At 70.1% G+C, this 18091-nt stretch carries 23 protein-coding genes; 3 read left to right on the top strand and 20 right to left on the bottom strand.

All coding sequences use genetic code 11. The features are described from left to right. Positions 1 to 23 precede the first annotated feature (23 nt). A complete protein-coding gene (locus VGB24_RS09865) occupies positions 24 to 539 on the bottom strand; it encodes an adenine phosphoribosyltransferase (protein WP_331072774.1) in 516 nt (171 codons plus the stop codon). 64 nt (positions 540 to 603) lie between these two features. Between VGB24_RS09865 and apaG the strand changes: the two genes are divergently transcribed. Then, a complete protein-coding gene (apaG, locus tag VGB24_RS09860) occupies positions 604 to 1062 on the top strand; it encodes a Co2+/Mg2+ efflux protein ApaG (RefSeq protein ID WP_331072773.1) in 459 nt (152 codons plus the stop codon). After that, positions 1059 to 1538: a BsuPI-related putative proteinase inhibitor gene (locus VGB24_RS09855; protein ID WP_331072772.1), complete on the top strand. Its 480-nt coding sequence runs from the start codon at positions 1059 to 1061 to the stop codon at positions 1536 to 1538. Before apaG ends, VGB24_RS09855 begins: the two co-directional genes overlap by 4 nt. A gap of 87 nt (positions 1539 to 1625) precedes the next feature. Here the strand turns inward: VGB24_RS09855 and VGB24_RS09850 are convergent, their stop codons facing one another. Next, entirely contained in the window at positions 1626 to 2063 is a 438-nt protein-coding gene (locus VGB24_RS09850; RefSeq protein WP_331072771.1) for an OsmC family peroxiredoxin, read from the bottom strand. 184 nt (positions 2064 to 2247) lie between these two features. Here VGB24_RS09850 and VGB24_RS09845 point away from each other — a divergent pair, with 184 nt between their 5' ends. Next, positions 2248 to 2661 (top strand): hypothetical protein, encoded by a 414-nt coding sequence (locus VGB24_RS09845; RefSeq protein WP_331072770.1) that lies wholly within the window; start codon positions 2248 to 2250, stop codon positions 2659 to 2661. 119 nt (positions 2662 to 2780) lie between these two features. Here the strand turns inward: VGB24_RS09845 and VGB24_RS09840 are convergent, their stop codons facing one another. From VGB24_RS09840 to VGB24_RS09755, 18 genes are all read right to left on the bottom strand, one after another. Next, the gene (locus tag VGB24_RS09840; protein WP_331072769.1) at positions 2781 to 3917 is read right to left on the bottom strand and encodes a hypothetical protein; all 1137 of its coding nucleotides are present in this window, start codon (positions 3915 to 3917) and stop codon (positions 2781 to 2783) included. Positions 3918 to 4018: 101 nt separating this feature from the next. After that, positions 4019 to 4789 (bottom strand): imidazole glycerol phosphate synthase subunit HisF, encoded by a 771-nt coding sequence (hisF, locus tag VGB24_RS09835; RefSeq protein ID WP_331072768.1) that lies wholly within the window; start codon positions 4787 to 4789, stop codon positions 4019 to 4021. Continuing rightward, a complete protein-coding gene (gene dapF / locus VGB24_RS09830) occupies positions 4786 to 5661 on the bottom strand; it encodes a diaminopimelate epimerase (protein WP_331072767.1) in 876 nt (291 codons plus the stop codon). Before dapF ends, hisF begins: the two co-directional genes overlap by 4 nt. Continuing rightward, a complete protein-coding gene (locus VGB24_RS09825; protein WP_331072766.1) occupies positions 5654 to 6088 on the bottom strand; it encodes a type II toxin-antitoxin system VapC family toxin in 435 nt (144 codons plus the stop codon). The genes dapF and VGB24_RS09825 overlap by 8 nt, the downstream gene beginning before the upstream one ends. A 3-nt stretch (positions 6089 to 6091) precedes the next feature. After that, positions 6092 to 6628: a hypothetical protein gene (locus VGB24_RS09820; RefSeq protein WP_331072765.1), complete on the bottom strand. Its 537-nt coding sequence runs from the start codon at positions 6626 to 6628 to the stop codon at positions 6092 to 6094. 135 nt (positions 6629 to 6763) lie between these two features. Continuing rightward, positions 6764 to 7390 carry an imidazole glycerol phosphate synthase subunit HisH gene (gene hisH, locus VGB24_RS09815; protein ID WP_331072764.1) on the bottom strand — a complete coding sequence of 209 codons (627 nt, stop codon included), beginning with the start codon at positions 7388 to 7390 and terminating at the stop codon, positions 6764 to 6766. Next, positions 7387 to 7983: an imidazoleglycerol-phosphate dehydratase HisB gene (gene hisB / locus VGB24_RS09810; RefSeq protein WP_331072763.1), complete on the bottom strand. Its 597-nt coding sequence runs from the start codon at positions 7981 to 7983 to the stop codon at positions 7387 to 7389. Before hisB ends, hisH begins: the two co-directional genes overlap by 4 nt. Next, positions 7980 to 9098, bottom strand: coding sequence for a histidinol-phosphate transaminase (hisC, locus tag VGB24_RS09805; protein WP_331072762.1), 1119 nt, complete (start codon positions 9096 to 9098; stop codon positions 7980 to 7982). Before hisC ends, hisB begins: the two co-directional genes overlap by 4 nt. Positions 9099 to 9191: 93 nt before the next feature. Next, positions 9192 to 10490, bottom strand: coding sequence for an adenylosuccinate synthase (locus tag VGB24_RS09800; RefSeq protein WP_331072761.1), 1299 nt, complete (start codon positions 10488 to 10490; stop codon positions 9192 to 9194). A 119-nt stretch (positions 10491 to 10609) separates the two neighbouring features. Further along, positions 10610 to 10813 carry a hypothetical protein gene (locus VGB24_RS09795; RefSeq protein ID WP_331072760.1) on the bottom strand — a complete coding sequence of 68 codons (204 nt, stop codon included), beginning with the start codon at positions 10811 to 10813 and terminating at the stop codon, positions 10610 to 10612. Next, the gene (locus tag VGB24_RS09790; RefSeq protein ID WP_349263913.1) at positions 10810 to 11598 is read right to left on the bottom strand and encodes a phytanoyl-CoA dioxygenase family protein; all 789 of its coding nucleotides are present in this window, start codon (positions 11596 to 11598) and stop codon (positions 10810 to 10812) included. The genes VGB24_RS09795 and VGB24_RS09790 overlap by 4 nt, the downstream gene beginning before the upstream one ends. 153 nt (positions 11599 to 11751) lie before the next feature. Then, positions 11752 to 12450, bottom strand: a complete 699-nt coding sequence (locus VGB24_RS09785) for a hypothetical protein (RefSeq protein ID WP_331072758.1) — start codon at positions 12448 to 12450, stop codon at positions 11752 to 11754. A 10-nt stretch (positions 12451 to 12460) separates the two neighbouring features. Further along, positions 12461 to 13102 carry a class I SAM-dependent methyltransferase gene (locus tag VGB24_RS09780; protein ID WP_331072757.1) on the bottom strand — a complete coding sequence of 214 codons (642 nt, stop codon included), beginning with the start codon at positions 13100 to 13102 and terminating at the stop codon, positions 12461 to 12463. Next, positions 13099 to 13962, bottom strand: a complete 864-nt coding sequence (locus VGB24_RS09775; RefSeq protein ID WP_331072791.1) for a D-hexose-6-phosphate mutarotase — start codon at positions 13960 to 13962, stop codon at positions 13099 to 13101. Before VGB24_RS09775 ends, VGB24_RS09780 begins: the two co-directional genes overlap by 4 nt. After that, positions 13962 to 14621, bottom strand: coding sequence for an HAD hydrolase-like protein (locus tag VGB24_RS09770; RefSeq protein ID WP_331072756.1), 660 nt, complete (start codon positions 14619 to 14621; stop codon positions 13962 to 13964). Before VGB24_RS09770 ends, VGB24_RS09775 begins: the two co-directional genes overlap by 1 nt. Before the next feature lie 31 nt (positions 14622 to 14652). Then, entirely contained in the window at positions 14653 to 16434 is a 1782-nt protein-coding gene (locus tag VGB24_RS09765) for a sensor histidine kinase (protein ID WP_331072755.1), read from the bottom strand. Positions 16435 to 16442: 8 nt separating this feature from the next. After that, on the bottom strand, positions 16443 to 16949 hold the full coding sequence (locus tag VGB24_RS09760) for a DUF456 domain-containing protein (protein WP_331072754.1): 507 nt from the start codon (positions 16947 to 16949) through the stop codon (positions 16443 to 16445). A gap of 5 nt (positions 16950 to 16954) precedes the next feature. Further along, positions 16955 to 18091 carry a PilT/PilU family type 4a pilus ATPase gene (locus tag VGB24_RS09755; protein ID WP_331072753.1) on the bottom strand — a complete coding sequence of 379 codons (1137 nt, stop codon included), beginning with the start codon at positions 18089 to 18091 and terminating at the stop codon, positions 16955 to 16957.

Raw genomic sequence — 18091 nt, 5'->3', positions numbered from 1 at the left:
GCAGGGCTGGCAGCCTTGAGACGCTAATACGTGATCAGCGAGTGCACGGCATCGTCGCCCAGGCGTTCGCGGCCATGCAGGAAAGCGAGTTCCACCACGAAGGCGAGCTCCACGACGTGCGCTCCGAGCGCGCGGACCAGTGACGCCGCGGCATTCGCGGTACCGCCGGTGGCCAGCAGGTCGTCGACCACCACCACCGACTCGCCGGAGAGCAGCGCGTCGCGGTGGATCTCTAGCGTGTTGGTGCCGTACTCCAGCTCGTACGACTGGCTGATGCGGTCCACCGGCAGCTTCCCCGGCTTGCGCACCGGCACGAACCCCACGCCGAGCGCCACCGCCAGCGGCGCACCGAAGAGGAAGCCGCGTGACTCGATGCCCACCACCGCGTCCACGTTGCGGCCACGGTAGCGCGCGGCGAACGCGTCCACCACGTCCGCCAGGCCGCGCGGGTGCCGCAGCAGGGGCGTGACGTCGCGGAACAGGATGCCGGGAAGGGGAAAGTCGGGAACGTCGCGGATGAGCGCCTTCAGGTGCTCCATGGGCGTGTTTGGTCGCGGGGTGGATGCGCGGCGGTGGCCGAAAATGTAGAAGGGGGCGCGGCCGATGGACAGCCTGAGCGTTGACCCGGGCGGGCACGCGCCCTATCTATCCCGCCAGCGCACCACCGGACCCGGGCACGCCATGCTGTTCTACCGTATCACCGAGGGAATTCGCGTCACCGCGACGCCCTACTACCTGGAGGCGCACTCGGACCCGTCCGAGCCGCGCTTCGTCTTCGCGTACGGCATCCGCATCGAGAACGTGGGCGACCAGCCGGCGCGCCTGCGGTGGCGGCACTGGTACATCCACGACCCCGCCGCGGGCGACAGCGAGGTGCAGGGCGAGGGCGTCGTGGGGCAGGAGCCGCTGATCGCGCCGGGCGGCGTGCACGAATACCAGAGCTTCTGCGTGCTGCGTGGGCCCGAGGGCCACATGGAAGGCTACTACGTGATGGAGCGGCCAGACGGCACCACCTTCCAGGCCGCCGTCCCCCGCTTTCTGCTCAGGAGAAACCAGGCATGATCCGCCGCCTTCCGGCGTTCGCCGCGCTGCTCCTGGCCCTGGCCGCCTGCGAAACCGGCAGCGAAAGGAAGCCGGCCGTCAGCGTGCGCCTGCGCACCACCCCGGCCGACACCCTCGCGCCGGGCGATTCGCTGCACATGAGCGCCTGGGTGATCAACCGAGAGCGCGAGCCGCTGAAGCTGGAGTTCGAAAGCCAGTGCCAGGTGGAGATGTTCGTGTTGACGGAAGACAAATCGATCGTGCACCCGCCCGGTGGCGGCAGCACCTGCATCAGCACGCCGACGTCGCTCGAGGTGCCGGCGAACGACTCCGTGCGCGTGGACGATGCATGGCTGGCGGCGTCGCCCCAGCCGGGCGAGTACGCGGCCTACGCGGTGGTCTCCAGCCATCACGTCACCCGCGGCGAGCGGCGGGACTACAAGCTCAGCCACCGCTCCAACATCGTGACCTTTCGGGTCGGCCGGCCGCCGAGCTGACCCGTCCCGGCGAAACCCACGAAACAACGGCCCGGCGCTCGTGCGCCGGGCCGCTTTCGTTCGCCCACCCGCCTCGGCCGGACGGAATCAGGCGGCGCCGGACTCCAGCGTGGCCTGCAGCTGGATGTCGACGCCGGCGAGCGCCTGCGACACGGGGCACCCCACCTTGGTGGCCTGCGCGATGGTCTGGAACGTCGCGTCGTCGATCCCGTCCACCCGCGCCGTCACCTGCAGCTGCATGATGGTGATCTTGAAGCCCTCGCCCACCTTGTCGATGGTGCAGGCGGCATCGGTGTGCACGCGCGTGGGCGGCGTTCCGTTCTTCTCCAGCCCCAGCGAGAGCGCCATGCTGAAGCACGCCGCCTCGGCCGCGGCAAGCAGCTCCTCGGGGTTGGTCCCCGGCTCGCCCCCGAACCGGGTGCCGAACGAGTACGCGCCGGTGATGGCGCCGCTTTCGCCGCTGAAGCTGCCGTTCCCCTTCTGCAGTCCGCCTTCCCACGTCGCGCCCGCCCTGCGTGTCGGCATCGAGATCTCCCGTTTCGAGGTTTGTCGGTTGTGAAAGCCGCCGGGTGGAAGCACGAACCGGGCCTTCGGCCACGGGTGCGGATGTGGCTACGCAACCCGTTGGCGCGACGAAAGATGCGCCGGAGCGGGCACGCCGTTTGCCACTGCGTGCGGCCCCAACGTCCACGAACCAGGAGGGATGACGATGAGAAAACCGCTGAACGCGCGGGCGCACGGAATGATCGACTACACCACGGTGGCCACGGTCGCCGCGGCGCCGCGGGCCCTGGGCTTTCCGCGCTCGGCCGAGGGGCTGGCGTACGGGCTGGCCGCGGGGTACCTGGGCCTGTCGCTGATGACCGACTATCCGCTCGCGGCCAAGCGCCTGCTGCCCTTCAAGGGCCACGGCGCCGCCGAGGTGGCCATCGGGGCCGCGCTCCCCTTCCTGCCCTGGCTGCTCGGCTTCGCCGACAACCGCCGGGCCCGCAACTTCTTCCTGGGGCTGACGGCGGTGACGGCCGTTTCGGCGGCGCTCACCGACTGGGACGCGCCCGACGCCGACCACGAGTCCGGCGGGACCATGGAAGTGAACCTGGACCGCGACCTCGCCCGCGCCTGAGGGCTCCAGGGGGCGAACGAAGGGCGGGCGCCGCGAGGTGCCCGCCCTTTCTGCCGCCAACGAACAAGAGGCGCCAACCCGCGGGGGCCGGCGCCTCTCGTCGTCGTACCGCCCGTCCGCTACTGGTACTGCACGTAGAGCGGTTCCGGGTACAGCTGGATCAGGTCCCGCGGCGTGGTCAGCGGGCCGCCGCCCTTGGTGTCGTTGTGGTAGAAGTTCTTCCACCCCGTGAACTGCACCGGGTGCCGCAGGATGTAGTCCCGGTACGAGTCGTACTTCAGCCACGGCGCGCCCCAGCCGTCCATGTGCATCACCACCTGCACCTCGGGACGCAGCTGCACGTTCTCGGCGTCGGGCACCATGCCGCGGGTGAAGCGGTGGATGATCAGCACCTTCGGGGGCAGGTTGTGCTGCCGCACCATGTTCGCCAGGTACTCCGAGACGTAGTTGATGTCGCGGGCGTACATCGTCCCGATCTTCCGTCCGGGAACCACCCCTTCGCGCATGTAGAACTCCGGGTCCACCGCCAGGTGCACGTCGGGGTTCTTCAGGATGTACTCGAAGCGCGGCAGGATGTTGCGGATGTCGTCGGTACCCACCTGGATGTCGACGAAGAAGATGCCGTTGATGGACTTGGCCATCTGGTAGATGGAATCCACCGTCTTGTCCCGCGCCTGGATCCGGTACTTGCCCGAGGGGCCCGGGTCGCCCTGCGCCACCACGGCCACCATGTGCAGCCCCGGGATCACCGGCGTGCCGGGGTCGGCCTGCGCCCACGCGTCGGCCTGGCGCCGCAGCCGGGCCAGCATGTCGTCCCGGGGGAACTCGCCCAGGGCGCCCATCTTCTTGGAGCTCGGGTTGCCGTAGTACACGATGATGCGGTTGCACGGCAGGAGCACCCCGTCGCGGAACTCCGGCATCCGCGGATACCACTTCTGCTCCTTGGCGAAGACGGGGTTGCGCCCCGCCCCGGGTGCCTTGGCCGCGGAGTCGGCCTGCATCGCCTGGGCCGCCGAGTCCAGCCGCGCCTGGCGCCGCTGCATGCACTGCTGCGCCTCGGCCGCGCTGTTGCCCATTGCGTACTTGACGGCCGGGCGCGCCGCGGCGCTGTCGTTCCCCGACTTGGCCGCGCCCGTGTCGCCCTTGGCGGCACTCTTTCCTTTTTCCGTCCCGCCACCGCCGTTGTCGCCACCGCACGCGGCAAGCGAACCAACCAGCGCGGCCAGGGCCAGGCTACGCGAAATTCCGTGCTTCAACGTTTCTCTCCTCCGTTCGGGGCCGCCGCCGGGCGCCCGTCGCCATTTCCGAAACCACGACCTCGCCCCGCGAACGGCAAGGGCCGCGCCGCGCCGCCGGACTACTGCCGCACCGGGTGCCCCCGCGCCGCCAAATACCGGCGCGCCTCGGCCAGCGTGTACTCGCCGAAGTGGAAGATCGAGGCCGCCAGCACGGCGTGCGCGCCGGCCGCCAGGGCGCTGTCCAGGTGCTCCAGCGCCCCCGCGCCGCCGGACGCGATCACGGGGATGCGCACCTCGCGGCTGACCGCCTCCAGCAGCGGCAGGTCGTAACCGTCGCGGGTGCCGTCCCGGTCCATGGAGGTCAGCAGGATCTCTCCCGCGCCCAGTTCCTGGGCACGCCGCGCCCACGCCACGGCGTCGATGCCCGTGGGTTTGCGGCCGCCGTGCGTGTACACCTCCCAGCCGCTCTCCGCCTGGCCCGTGGCGGTGCGGCGCGCGTCGACCGCCACCACCACGCACTGCGAGCCGAAGTGGTCGGCCGCGCGCCGCACCAGCTCCGGGTCGGCCAGCGCGGCGGTGTTGACGGCCACCTTGTCGGCGCCGGCGCCCAGGATGGCGTTGAAGTCGGCCACCGAGCGGATGCCGCCGCCCACGGTGAACGGAATGAAGATGCTTTCCGCCGTGCGGCGGATGACGTCGAGCATCGACGCCCGGCCCTCGTGGCTGGCGGTGATGTCCAAAAAGCAGAGCTCGTCCGCGCGCTGCTCGTCGTAGCGGACGGCCTGCTCCACGGGATCGCCCGCGTCGCGCAGCCCCACGAACTGGATTCCCTTCACCACCCGGCCGTCCTTGACGTCCAGGCAGGGGATGATGCGCTTCGCCAGGCTCATCCCAGGATCTCCAGCCGGCGCAGCATCCCCTCCGCCAGCGTGCCGCGATAGACGGACTCCACCGGCCCGCGCAGCACCAGCGACCAGTCGTCGCGAACGTGCACGTGCAGGGTGCCCCCGGGCATCCGCACGGCTACCTGCCGCTCGGACACCATGCCGCGCCTCACCGCCGCCGCGGCCACCGCGCAGGCGCTGGACCCCGACGCCCGCGTCTCGCCCGCCCCGCGCTCCCACACCCACGCCTCCACCCCGTCCGGCTCCATGGGCACGGCGAACTGCACGTTCACGCCGCGCTCGAAGTTCGGGTGGGTGCTGATCTGCGGCGCCCGCCGGCGCAGGTCGTCCAGGTCCAGCTCGTCGGCGAACACCACGCAGTGCGGGTTGCCGATGGACACGGTGTTGATGCGCACCACGTCGCCCGACGCCAGCTCCAGCGGCTCGTCATCCGTCTCCCGGTCGGGCCCGGGAAGGCCCACGTCGGCGCTGCGGAAGGTGGCGGTGCCCATCTCCACCTCCACCGACAGCACGCCGTCGGCCGACACCTGCAGCACCTCCATGCGGACGATGCCGCCGGGGGTCTCGACGGTGAACGGCGCGCGCTCGTCCACCTCGCCCTGCTCCAGCAGGTACGCGGCGAAGATGCGCAGGCCATTGCCGCTCTTTTCGGCTTCGCTGCCGTCGGGGTTGAAGATGCGCACGCCGAAGTCGGCCGCGGACGAGGGGACGCGCGCCAGGATGCCGTCGGAGCCCACCCCCGTGTGCCGGTCGCAGAGCAGGCGCACGGCCGGCGGCGTCAGCTCGAAACCCAGGCCCTCCATCGCCAGGGCGATGTAGTCGTTGCCCAGGCCGTGTCCCTTGAAGAAATCAGTCACGCGTTTCGCCAGACCACGGGTTGATGAGCGGTGCGCCCCACCCGGCGCAGTGCCGCTCGTTGCGGGTGACCAGTGTCAGGTTCAGCACGAGCGCCGTCGCGACAAGCAGGCCATCCGATTCGGGGAGGCCCCGGCCGGTGCGAACCGCGTCCGCGGAAATTCGGCCCCACTCCAGCGCAATCGCTTTATCGACGGAGATCGTCCGATCCTTGTACGTCACCTGGATCTCCTCGTCGAACCAGCTACGGAGTTCCTCCTTCCGCGGCCCCGGACGCAAGAGAATCACGCCCCGTTCGATTTCGCCGAGGGAGATGACGCTGATCGCAAGTTCCTCCGGTTCCTGAGCCGCGATCCACGCCTCCACCCCCAGATCGGAGCGCTTGCGTGTAGGCTCGGAGAGCAGGTTCGTGTCGAGGAGGAAGCGCATGCCTCAGCACTCCGGGCGCCGCATGACGTCGTCCCACTCCTCTTCCGTGATCTCCCCCGTGCGAAAGGCTTGCGCCAGCGGCGAGTTCTTCGCCCGGTTCAGGATCTCCAGACCGGGATATTCGCCCGGGGCCAGATCCTTCTCCCAGGGCAGAGCCCAACGCTGGGACTCTTCATCCCACTCCCACACCCATTGCCGATCGCTGCCTGGCTCGCCTGGGGCTGGCCGCTGCGCCGAGTGGACGGGAACGTCACGGCGCTCCTCCGGAACGACAGGCTCGCGCTTCGCGACTGCTCCGCCGTCCCGCAAGTTCTTGATTCGCGCGAGGAACGACGGCCGCGTCCTCCGCTCGCCAGCAGCAGCCGGCACTGCCTGTGACGCCCGTTTGGCCCTGACGCCCAGCAGGCGATCGTACTCGCTCGCGGCGATCACGACCACGGCGTCCTTGCCGTTCGACAGGCGCTGCGGCTCCTTCGTCAGCGCCAGGCGTACGAGTTCCCGCAATCGATGCTGCGCGTTCTTCAGCTTCCAGGTGTGCATCGGCCTCCTCCCGTGGACGTCGCCCGCTCTTCCTAAGCGGAACGGTAAACGGGATTTACGAGCCGCGCAACGAGCCTGAAGCCGCCACAAGCGCGCACTCCGTACATGCCTGTGGCGCGTTCTACGCGTCCGGGTTCAGAGCCGCGAGAAGTTCCCCAGGATCCGCAGCCCGTCTTCCTGGCTCTTCTCCGGGTGGAACTGGATTCCCCACACGTTGTTGCGCCCCACGATGCTGGCGAAGGCGGCGTCGTACCGGCAGCGGCCCAAAACGGTCTCGCTATCGTCATCCAAAACGGCGAACGAGTGCACGTGGTAGAACCAGCGCGGCTCCGGCCCGGCGACGCCTGCCAGCACGGGATCGGCCTCGGCGCCGCGGATGAATTCCACCGAGTTCCACCCCACGTGCGGCAGCGGCAGGTCCGTCGGAATGCGGCGCACGGTGCCGGACAGCATCCCCAGGCCGCCCACCCCCGGCGCCTCGTCGCTCCCCTCGTACAGCAGCTGCATTCCCACGCAGATGCCGATGAAGGGCCGTCCGGCCGCCACGTGCTCGCGGATGGCGTCGCCCAGCCCTTTCTCCTCCAGCCGCGTCATGCACTGGCCGAAGTGCCCCTGCCCGGGCAGCACCAGGCGGTCGGCCGCGCGCGCCACGGCGGGGTCGTCCGTCATCGATACGTCCGCACCCTCGTGCTCGAACGCCTTGGCGACGGAGCGCAGGTTTCCCGCGCCATAGTCCAGCAGAACGACGTGCGGACGGGTCACAACGCGCCCTTGGTGGAGGGCACCTCGCCCGCGCGGCGCTCGTCGATGCGCGTGGCGGCGTCCAGCGCGCGCGCCGCGGCCTTGAAAGTGGCCTCCACCACGTGGTGCGCGTTGTCGCCGCGCAGCCCGTCCAGGTGCATGGTCAGGCGCGCCTCCATGGCGAATCCGCGCCAGAACTCGGCGGAGAGCGCCGCGTCGAACTGGCCGATCATCGGCTGGTCCATCGGCAGGGGCACGTCGAAGTGCAGGAACGGGCGGCCGGACACGTCCACGACGGCGCGCACCAGCGCCTCGTCCAGCGGGACGGTGGCATCCGCGTAGCGCACGATGCCGCGCTTGTCGCCGAGCGCATCCAGGAAGGCGCCGCCCAGCGCGATCCCCACGTCTTCCACCGTGTGGTGCGCGTCGATGTGAAGGTCGCCCGCGCACTCCACCTCCAGGCTGAACATGCCGTGGCGGGCCAGCGCATCGAGCATGTGGTCGAAGAACCCGATGCCCGTGCGGACGCTGGCTTCGCCCGTCCCGTCCAGGCCGATGCGGACGCGGATCTCCGTTTCGCGCGTTTTCCGGTGGCGCTCTCCCGTGCGGCTCATCCCTGTTCCTCCGTCATGATCGTGCGCACCGCGTGCAGGAACGCATCGTTCTCCGCCGGGGTCCCGGCGTTCACGCGCAGGCACCTGTCGAGCATGGGATACCTGGATACGTCGCGCACCAGGATTCCGTACTCCGCCAGCAGCCGGTCGAACAATTCCGTGTGCGTGACGCGGGGCGACTCCACGCGGAACACCAGGAAGTTGGCGGCGCTGGGATACACGTGCAGGCCGGGGATCGCGCGCAGCGCTTCGTGGATGCGGTCGCGCTCCGCGGCGATCTCGTGCACCAGGGGCGCCAGTTCGCTGCGGCAGCGCAGCACCTCGGCGGCGGCCACTTCGGTGAAGAAGTTGATGTTGTACGGCAGCTTGGCCTTGTGCACCTCCGCGGCGAGAGACGGATGCGCCAGCATGTACCCCGCGCGCAGCCCCGCCATCGCCATCGCCTTGCTGAAGGTGCGCAGAACCACCAGCCGCGGCCGCGCGGCCAGCATGGGGATGGCGTCGAACCCGCCGAACTCCACGTACGCCTGGTCCAGCAGGATCAGCGCATCCGTCTCGTCGTGGATGCGGCGGATCTCGTCTTCTCCGAGTGCGGCGCCGGTGGGATTGTTCGGTGTGCAGAGGACGACGACGGCCGCGTCCGTCTCGCGCGCGGCGCCGATGATGCCCTCCACGTCGAACGACAGGTCGTCCTTCAGGGGAACGGAGGCGACGGTGCCGCCGTTCACCTCCGTCATCAGCCGGTAGAGCGTGAAGGTGGGCTCGGGGATGACCACCGAAACGCCGGGGCCCACGGTGACGGAGAGCACCGCCTGGATCAGCTCGTTGGAGCCGTTGGCCACCAGGATGCCCGTCGACGGCCAGCGGGTGGCCTCGCTGACCGCCTGGATGAAGTTGGAGGCCACAAACGGCGGATAGCGGTTCCAGGGCCGCTCGGCGAGCTGCGCCTGAATGCGCTCCTTGAGCGCCCGCGGCACGTCGTACGGGCTCTCGTTCTGGTTGAGCTTGATGCGCGGCTCGTACGGCTTGAGCGTGTACGCGCCCAGGGACCGGACGGACGGTTTTACGTGCCGCAGCGCCGCGCCGACGTCAGGCGACTCAGTGGGATCGATCATGTCGTTCATCTCGAACTGCCATTCCTTCCTGAAACGACGGCGGGCGCAGTGAGTGCGCCCGCCGTGCCAAGCCGCCCGGACCCTCCGCGCGGCTCAGGGCCGCACGTGGATGATCTGGTCGCGGCGCGTGCCGACCGACACGTACCAGATAGGCGTCTCCGTCAATTCCGAGAGGCGGCGGAGGTACGCCTGCGCCGCCTCGGGCAGGTCTTCCCAGCGGCGCGCGCCGGCCGTGGACGACTGCCATCCCGGGAGCGTCTCGTACACCGGCTCCGCGGCCTCCAGCAACCCCAGGTCGCCGGGAAAGTCGTCCAGCTCCTGCCCTTCGGCGCGGTACGAGACGGCGATCTTCAGCTCGGGGAGCGTGTCGAGCACGTCCAGCTTGGTGACCGCCAGCCCCGTCAGGCCGTTCACGCGGGCGGCGTAGCGCACCACGACGGCGTCGAACCAGCCGCAGCGGCGCGGCCGGCCGGTGGTGGCGCCGTACTCGCCGCCCAGCTCGCGCACCTGCTCCTGCATGGGCGATGGAAACTCGGTGGGCAGGGGCCCTTCGCCCACGCGGGTGGTGTACGCCTTCACCACGCCGATCACGTCGTCCACCATCGTGGGGCCGATGCCCACGCCCAGCGCCGCGCCGCCGGCGGTGGTGTTGGACGAGGTGACGTAGGGATACGTGCCGTGGTCCACGTCCAGCAGCGCGCCCTGGGCGCCTTCCAGCAGCACCTTCTGCCCGGCGCGCAGCGCGTCGTGGATCACCCGCCCGGTATCGACGGAGATGGCCAGCAGCCGCTCGCGGATGGAGCCCACCTCCTCGATCAGCGCCGCCTCGTCCACCCGCTCGTCCGACTGGAACAGCTGCAGCCGCTCGTTGACGCGGGCGGCGGCGCGGCGCAGCGCCTCCCGGGCGCGCGTCCAGTCGCGCAGGTCGGCCAGGCGAATGCCCTGGCGCGCCACCTTGTCCTCGTACGCCGGGCCGATCCCCCGCCCCGTGGTGCCGATCTTCCCCGCGCCGCGGCGCGCCTCGGCGGCACGGTCCAGCACCTTGTGGTAGCTCAGCAGCAGGTGCGCGCGTCCGCTGACGCCCACGCGGCCCTCGGCGTCGATGCCGCGGGCGGTGAGCGCATCCAGCTCGTGGAAGAACTGGAAGGGATCGAACACCACGCCGTTGCCCAGCAGGCACCGCCGGCGCGGGTGAAGGATGCCGGACGGGATCTGGTGAAGGATGAACTCGGCGTCGCCCACGTGCACCGTGTGGCCGGCGTTGCTGCCACCCTGGTAGCGCGCGACGACGTCCACGTCCTCGGCCAGCACGTCGACGATCTTTCCCTTCCCCTCGTCGCCCCACTGCGAGCCGACGATCACCACGCACCGGCTGCCGTTCGGTTCCCTCATCTGCCCAGTCGCCAAGCTTCTGTCCCGTTCAGTCGCACGAAAAACGCGGCCCATCCCGCAAGGGTGGGACCGCGCGTTGACGTATCCTGTGCGCAATCTGCGGAGCGCCCCGGCGGGTGTCAACCGCCGGGATCGTCGTCGATCTCGATGCGCTCACAATCTTCTTCGATGGCTGCCGCGATCTCCCGGGCGACTTCCGGATCCATCGTCCCGGCGAAGCGCAGCAGCGAAGATCCTGGGACGTCACGTAGAGGTTCCTCCGTGCCAGATCCCGCGGTATCGACCACGGGATCGTGCTCGGGGTTCAACTGCGCGTTGGTCACGCCTCGCCCATCATCAGGCCCTCAATGCTGTGCGCCTGCACGATGGGCTCCAGCTCCTCGACCACGCGGCAGGTCAGGTGCTGCTTCACCTCGTCCGGCAGCGCCTCGTAGTACGCGCGGCTGAACTGCAGGTCGTGGCGCTCGGAGTTGTCGGCACCCGGGGCGTCCACGCCCAGCACCAGCACGGGGCGCGACTTCTGGCTGAGGTTGGCGGTGCCGCGATGAATGGTGAGCGCCGATCGCGCCGAGATGTCGCCCATCTTGGGCATCTTCCGCTGCGCCCGTTCCAGGTACCGCGGATACAAAGACTTGGGCGGAAACATGTCGTGCTCGAATCCTTCGGGCGTGTCCCACTGCGTGCCGGGGGCGATCTCGAACGGCCCCATGTCCTCGAACACGTCGACGGTGGTCAGGTTGAACGCCAGCGAGTTCAGGCGGCGCCCCACGAGCGTGTCTTCGGGCGCGGGAAAGTCGCGGTGCCAGGGCTGGTCCTGCGCGCCGGGCCCGGGCACGTCGAACCCGATCTCCACGATCTTGTAGTGCGGCCCCAGCACGGCCGTGCACACGGCCACCACCCACGGATGCGTGACCAGGTCCACGAACCCGCGGATCTTTTCGGGGTGGATCTCCACGTAGTACCGCTTGGGCCCGCGCCCCACCGCGCCGCCGGGGCGCTTAAGAGCATCCTGGAACAGCTCCTCGATATCCTCTCCCAGGTCCTGCACCCATTCGCGGCTGAAGGCGCCCTTGTAGCCGATGATGCCGTCGCCGTACAGGCCGCCCATGATGGCGGAAACGTCGAACTGGGCCTGCACAGGCTGCGGCGCGGGCGGGGCGACGATCGTCTCGGTCACGGGACGCTCCTTGATTGTGGGGCTGGGGACAAGAGGCAGGAGGAAAACTGGTCACGCGGCGCCGCGCGCGCAATCGGCGCGGGGTCAGGGGGCCTGGGGCTGCACCGTGAGGCCGCCGTTGCGCAGGTCCAGGCGCATGGGCGTGCGGACGACCTCGTTGGGACCGGCGGACGGCGAGGGCAGCGTGTGGCGCGTGAACGTCACCACGTGCGGGCCGTGCCACACGGGGTCCGACGCGCCCCACCTGGTGCCGCCGTCCAGGCCCCACTCCAGTTCCAGGTGCGTGTCCGTAACGCGCCAGACCCGGATGTGGTTGGGAGTGTACCCCGCGATCAGGTCCACCGACGCGGTGGCGATCCGCCGCGCGCCGGGTGCCACGGCCGGAAACCCGTGGACCTCCGTCGTCGCGCCGGTCTGCTCGTGGAGCAGCACCACGGCGCCGCCCTCGTAATAACTAACTGCCACGACGTGGTGGCGGATGGAGGGCAGGTATCCGGCGTAGACGTACCGCTTTGCGCTGCCGCTGTCCGAGGTGTCGTTCACCAGTTCCGTCGTCTCGCCGTTGCCCAGGCGGATCGTCAGCCGCTGTCCCCGGCGCCGCACACGGCCACTCGCGTTCGCGATTTCCCGCGCCTCTACCTTGGCCATGCAGACCCGCCGATCGTCCCCGGTGCAGCGCGCGAACGGAGCGTAGGCGGCCGACTCCACGTCGGACGGCTCCGGACGGGCGCAGGCCGCCACGAGAAGAACAGCGAAGGTCGATAGCGTGCGGGTGCGGCGCATCGTTCGAGGCTCAGGTCCGCTTTCGCAGGCACCAGGTGGTCATTGCCCGCAGGTTCTGCACGTTGGTCGTCTTGATCGGCTCCGCGAGCTTCGCGCCGAGGGATTCGGTGCGGGCGAGCAGGCCGGCCTCGTCCATCAGGAACCGCTCGCTGCCGTCCGGCAGGCGATAGCGGCTGGGCGATGAGGACGGCAGTCGCGCCTCTATCCCGATGCTGGTGGCGAGGCGCGCGAAGAAGAGGCTGCCGGGGCGCAGCACCCGCCACATCTCGTTCAGCATCGCGTCGAAGTGCTGCTCGTCCGCGGCGAAGTGCAGCACGGCGCTGCTGATCACCGAGTCCATCTGCTCGTCCCCATACGGCAGCGCATCGACTTCGCCGACCTGGAAGTTGTCCTCGGACAGTGCTGGCGCCAGTTCCGCAGCCATCTGGCGCACCCGGCCGATCGCGCGCTCATCCCGATCGACGCCGAACACCTCATATCCGCTACGGAGGAACGGCACCAGGTTGCGACCGGATCCGTAGCCCGCGTCCAGGACCGTCCGCACGGAGTCGAACGCGCCCTTCAACAGCTGGTCGAACAGGTAGATATCGATCTCTCCCACCGCGGCGCGCAGGGCGGCCGATGGTGGGCTTCCCGCGGAGAAGATCGTCATCGGGCGGTCAGCGTTTGCGAGCCGCTCCATCGCTCGCCCGGCGCCACGTAGACGGGAGACCCGGCCGCCGCGGCCTCTACGCAGAGCATGCGCAGGTGCCCATCCGGCTCCATGTCGGCGAGCTTGGCGGCGGCTTCCGCGCCCGGATTCCACACCACGATGTCGGCAAAGCCGGTGGATGCCACCTCGAGGGTTCGCCCGCCTTCCTGCAGTTCTACCGTCCGGGGTGCGTTCAGGTACACGCGATCCACCTCGCCGTCGATCCGCAACTCCCGCTCGCGGTCCTCGGGCTCCGTCTCGCCCGCGGCCTTGTCGCGGTAGCGCGTTCCCTGCAGGCCGACGACCGCCGCCTCCCGCGCGTCATCGACGCGGAAATAGGTGTGCAGCGCGGCCGTGAACGAGAACGGCTCCGAGCCCGTGTTCGTAACGGCGAACTCCATCGAAATCGCCGCCCCCGCCACGCGGACGGTCAGCTCCGCGACGAACGCGTGCGGCCAGATCGCCCGCGTTTCCGCCGAGTCGGTGAGGCGGAAGGAGGCGACTACGTCCGCGTCCTCACGGTCGACGGAAACCAGCTCCCACGTCGTCAGGCGGGCGAAGCCGTGCTTGGGCAGCGGGCCCTGCGTGGCGAACTGGGGAAAGCTGATCGGCACGCCGCCGCGAATCGCCGTGCCCGCGCGGAACTCCGACCGGCTGCTCAGGAACAGGCGGTCGCCGTCCTCGCCCGCGGGCACCCACGAGGTGACGTGCGCACCGTGCAGGCACACCGTCGCGCGCGCGCCGGCGCCAGCCACGAGAGTCACGATAGGCAGGCCGCCGGGGCCGCTCCGGACGATGCCGTTCGATTGCGAGTTGTCCATCACGGTCGCTTCAAGGTCGTGAGGCGGGCGCCAACCAGCGCCCGCACGATGTCGTCCACGGTATCGAAGAACAGGGCCGGCGATTGGGCGCGCAGGCTCGCGGGGCTGGTGTATCCCCACGCCACCGCGCCGAAGTCGATGCCGGCCGCCCGCGCCGCCTCCGCGTCCCGTATCTCGTCGCCGATGCTGATAGCCTGCGCCGCGGGTATGCCGCTGCGCCGGAGCACCCGCCGGAATCGCGCCCGCTTGCCGAACATCGACGCACCGCACTCCACGTGCGCCATCAGCCCCGCAGACTCAGCGCCCAGCACCCGCCGCACGTTCTCGTACGAGTTGGAGGTGACGACGGCCAGCTCCACGCCCGCATCCGCCAGCGCGTGGAGCATCTCCGGAACGCCCGGGAATGGGCGCAGGGTGTGGATGTCCTTCGCCATCCACGCACGCATGTCGCGGGCGACCAGCGGCAGCCGCCAGGCGGGAAGGCGCAGGTGGGCCATCATCTGCCGCGCGCTGTTTCCGCGCAGCGCCTCCACCTCGTGCTTCTCGATGCGGTTGAACCGGTGCCGGTCCGCGAGGTCGTTGAAGCGCTGGAGGAACCAGGGAAACGAATCGGCCAGCGTGCCGTCGAAGTCGAAGATGGCGAGCCTGTAAGCCGTCACGCGTCGAGATATCTACGGGAGAACCGCGACGTTAGCCGCGAGCCGAGTCGGGCGGGGGGAGCGGGCGGGCGACGCCGTCGTGAACGATCACAGCCTCGCCCTGCATGGCGCGGCGGATGGCCTCTTCGCCCTCGCGCGCCTCGACGCTGCGCAGCGGCAGCGTGACGGTGAAGACCGACCCCTGGCCAGGCTCCGACTCCACGCGGATGGCGCCGCCCAGCAGCCCCAGCAGCTTGCGGACGATGGAAAGCCCCAGCCCCGTGCCGCCGTACTCGCGCGTGGACGACTGGTCCACCTGCCGGAAGTCGTCGAAGATGCTGGCCAGCTCGTCCGGAGGAATGCCGATGCCCGTGTCCGCCACCTGCACCTCTACCCCGCCCTCCAGCTGCCGCGTGCGCACCGACACCACTCCCTCGTGGGTGAACTTGATGGCGTTGGAGAGCAGGTTCAGCACCACCTGCTTCACACGGAAGCGGTCGGTGACCAGGACCGGGAGCGCTTCGGGAACGTCCACCCGCAGCTGGAGCCCCTTGCGGCGGGCCAGCGGCTCCACGCCGTCCGCCAGCTCGCCGATGAGCGAGGCGATGTCCAGCGGCTCCAGGTGAAGCGGCATGCGCCCGGCCTCGATCTTGGCCAGGTCCAGGATGTCGTCCACCAGTTCCAGCAGGTGCTCGCTGGACGAGTGGATGCGCACCAGCGCCTGGTCCTGCCGCGGGGTGAGGTCGCCGTAGATGCGCTCGCGGAGAAGCGAGGTGTAGCCCAGCAGCGCGTTGATGGGCGTGCGCAGCTCGTGGCTCATGCTCGCCAGGAACTCGCTCTTGTGCCGGTACGCGCGCTCCAGCTCCTGGCGCTGCCAGGCGAGCTCCCGGTTCTGCTCCTTGAGCTCGGCCGTCGCTTCGCGGATGGAGTGCTCCAGCCCCGCGTTCACCCGCGCCAGCTCCGTCGCCAGGCGCGCGTTCTCCACCTCGTGCGTGAGGTCGTGGAGGATGGAGACCACCGCCGCCGTGGCCCCGTCGCCGTCGCGAATGCGCCCGGAGATCAGCTCGGCGGGCAGGTCCTGCCGCGACGAGGGCTCGCGCAGGTCCACCCGCGTGACCGCCGCGGCCTCTTCGCCCAGCGCGAACTCCTCGACCGCGGCGAAGAATCGGTCTGCGTTGGCGGCGGCCGCGGCGTCCGGCGCGCCACCCGGGATGGCCTCGGGGCGAAAGAGGCGCTGGGCCTCGCGGTTCATCATCACCACGGCCCCGCGGTGGTCGGTAACCACGACGGGCGCGCCCACGTGCGCCAGGATCAGGTTCAGCTGGTCGCGCTCGCCGCGGGCACGCACCTCGGCCTGCTGGGCCCGGCGCACCTGGTGGCCCAGCTGGTTGGAGGTCTTGCGCAGCTCGGTGACGTCGCGCAGCAGCGACACGGTGGCGTCGCGGGGCACGGCGGCGCCGGCCGGCAACGGCGCCGGCACGGCCTCGAACAGCAGCTCGAGGCCGGTGTCGGGGTCCACCAGCGTCAGCTCCCGCGCCTCCACCATCGGCGGGCGGGGGCGCGCCAGGAAGGAGGTGAACAGAAAGTTGTTCACCTCCACCAACCGCCGCCGCTCGTCCGCGTCGCCCGGGTTGGCGTGAAAGAGCGAGCGCGCGCGCCGGTTCTCCAGCAGGATGCGGTTGCCGCCGTCCGTCACCAGCACCGGGTCGGCCAGGGCGTCGCAGATGGCGGAGAACAGGCCGCTGCGGCGCTCGGCCTCTTCGGCGCGCGCACGGAGCTGCTCGTTCTCCTGGCGCAGGCGCGCCAGCTCGCCGGACAGGGGCTGCCTGGGCAAGTGGAAGGTCAGCGGAGCGCGGAGACCAGCGCCAGCGCGGCGATGGCGACGGCCACGGCCGACTTGGCGGCGACCGCGACCAGGCGGCCCAGGAACGCCCCCCATCCCACCCGCACCGCGGAGCCCAGCTCGGGGTTGCGCCAGTCCTTGGTCAGCGTCAGCTCGAAGATGGCCGCACCCGCGAAGGCGCCCACGAAGGCGCCGATCACGCTGCCGATGACGGGAACGGGAACGCCCGCGATGGCCCCCACGACCCCGCCGATGATGGCGCCCCACCCCGCGCGGCGGCTGCCGCCGTACTTGCGCGCGTACCGGCCGCCCAGCGAAAACTCGATCACCTCGCCGATGGCCGCGAGCACGGCGGCGAAGATGATCGTGGGCCAGCCGATGGTGGCGAAGCCGCTGGTCCAGCCGTACACGCCCAGCGCGGCCACCTGCACCCAGGTGCCGGGAAGCCCGAAGGGAACCAGGACCAGGCCGAAGAGCTGCGCGGCCACGAGAAGGGCGTACGGCATGGGAATCAGAAGTAGGATGGTGACACGCCCGCGGGCGGCGCCGAGCCGGCCGCCGCGGCGCTCGCGGCCGGCCGTCCGCCGGATAGCATGTTCAGCTTCAGCTCGAAGTCGCTGGGATTGGTGGCCGCCGCCTTGGCGACCGCGTAATCCACCTGGTCGCTGGCCACCAGGTCCATCAGGCACTGGTCGAAGGTCTGCATTCCGTACGTCGCCCGGCCCTCGGCGATGTGGTCGGGAATCTCGGCCGTGCGCTCCGGGTCTACGATGCAGTCACGGATCGTGCCGGTGACCACCATCACCTCCGACGCCAGCACCCGGCCCTTGCCGTCCTTCTTGGGCAGCAGGCGCTGCGAGATCACCGCCTGCAGCTGCTCGGCCAGGCGCAGCCTCACCATCTTCTGCTCCTCGGGGGGGAACGTCGCCATCAATCGGCTGATGGTGGACGCCGAGTCGCGCGTGTGCACCGTGCTGATCACCAGGTGCCCCGTCTCGGCCGACTTCAGCGCGATGTCGATGGACTCGGTGTCGCGCATCTCGCCGATCAGGATGACGTCGGGGTCCTGCCGCAGCGCCGCGCGGAGGCCCACGCGAAAGCTGTCGGTGTCGATGCCCACCTCGCGCTGCGTGATGGAGCAGTTCACGTCGCGGTGAAGGAACTCGATGGGGTTCTCGAGCGTGACGATGTGGCGGCGCATGTTCTGGTTCATGAAGCCCAGCATGGCCGCCTGCGTGCTGCTCTTTCCCGATCCCGTCACGCCCGTCACCAGCACCATTCCCCGTTCCAGCGCCGAGATGTCCTGGACGACGGAGGGAAGCCCCAGCTGCTCGATGGTGGGGATCTCGAACGGGATCACCCGCATGACGATCATGAAGCTGCCGCGCTGCCGCAGGATGTTCACGCGGAAACGCCCCACGCCCGGCAGCCCCCACGAGCAGTCGTAGTCCTGCAGCTCGTCCAACTGCTCGCGGTCGCGCTCGTGCGGAATGAGCTTCACGGCGATGGCGCGCGTCTGCTCCGGCGTCAGCCGCTGCTTGGTGAGCGGAATGAGCTGCCCGTTGATGCGGGCGCGGAACACGTCTCCCGCCTTGATGTGAAGGTCGCTCGCCCCGCGCTGCACGGCGGCGCTGATGATGTTTTCCAC

Origin of the sequence: Longimicrobium sp. (assembly GCF_036399935.1) — a bacterium.
In the GTDB taxonomy this organism is placed as follows: domain Bacteria; phylum Gemmatimonadota; class Gemmatimonadetes; order Longimicrobiales; family Longimicrobiaceae; genus Longimicrobium.
This window is presented reverse-complemented; position numbering and strand designations above follow the sequence as displayed.

Excerpts from the sequence above, each read along its gene's own strand:
- VGB24_RS09865 (WP_331072774.1), bottom strand. The coding sequence starts at position 539 with ATGGAGCACCTGAAGGCGCTCATCCGCGACGTTCCCGACTTTCCCCTT.
- apaG (WP_331072773.1), top strand. The coding sequence starts at position 604 with ATGGACAGCCTGAGCGTTGACCCGGGCGGGCACGCGCCCTATCTATCC.
- VGB24_RS09855 (WP_331072772.1), top strand. The coding sequence starts at position 1,059 with ATGATCCGCCGCCTTCCGGCGTTCGCCGCGCTGCTCCTGGCCCTGGCC.
- VGB24_RS09850 (WP_331072771.1), bottom strand. The coding sequence starts at position 2,063 with ATGCCGACACGCAGGGCGGGCGCGACGTGGGAAGGCGGACTGCAGAAG.
- VGB24_RS09845 (WP_331072770.1), top strand. The coding sequence starts at position 2,248 with ATGAGAAAACCGCTGAACGCGCGGGCGCACGGAATGATCGACTACACC.
- hisF (WP_331072768.1), bottom strand. The coding sequence starts at position 4,789 with ATGAGCCTGGCGAAGCGCATCATCCCCTGCCTGGACGTCAAGGACGGC.
- VGB24_RS09825 (WP_331072766.1), bottom strand. The coding sequence starts at position 6,088 with ATGCGCTTCCTCCTCGACACGAACCTGCTCTCCGAGCCTACACGCAAG.
- VGB24_RS09820 (WP_331072765.1), bottom strand. The coding sequence starts at position 6,628 with ATGCACACCTGGAAGCTGAAGAACGCGCAGCATCGATTGCGGGAACTC.
- hisB (WP_331072763.1), bottom strand. The coding sequence starts at position 7,983 with ATGAGCCGCACGGGAGAGCGCCACCGGAAAACGCGCGAAACGGAGATC.
- hisC (WP_331072762.1), bottom strand. The coding sequence starts at position 9,098 with ATGATCGATCCCACTGAGTCGCCTGACGTCGGCGCGGCGCTGCGGCAC.
- VGB24_RS09800 (WP_331072761.1), bottom strand. The coding sequence starts at position 10,490 with ATGAGGGAACCGAACGGCAGCCGGTGCGTGGTGATCGTCGGCTCGCAG.
- VGB24_RS09790 (WP_349263913.1), bottom strand. The coding sequence starts at position 11,598 with ATGGGCGGCCTGTACGGCGACGGCATCATCGGCTACAAGGGCGCCTTC.
- VGB24_RS09785 (WP_331072758.1), bottom strand. The coding sequence starts at position 12,450 with ATGCGCCGCACCCGCACGCTATCGACCTTCGCTGTTCTTCTCGTGGCG.
- VGB24_RS09780 (WP_331072757.1), bottom strand. The coding sequence starts at position 13,102 with ATGACGATCTTCTCCGCGGGAAGCCCACCATCGGCCGCCCTGCGCGCC.
- VGB24_RS09775 (WP_331072791.1), bottom strand. The coding sequence starts at position 13,962 with ATGGACAACTCGCAATCGAACGGCATCGTCCGGAGCGGCCCCGGCGGC.
- VGB24_RS09760 (WP_331072754.1), bottom strand. The coding sequence starts at position 16,949 with ATGCCGTACGCCCTTCTCGTGGCCGCGCAGCTCTTCGGCCTGGTCCTG.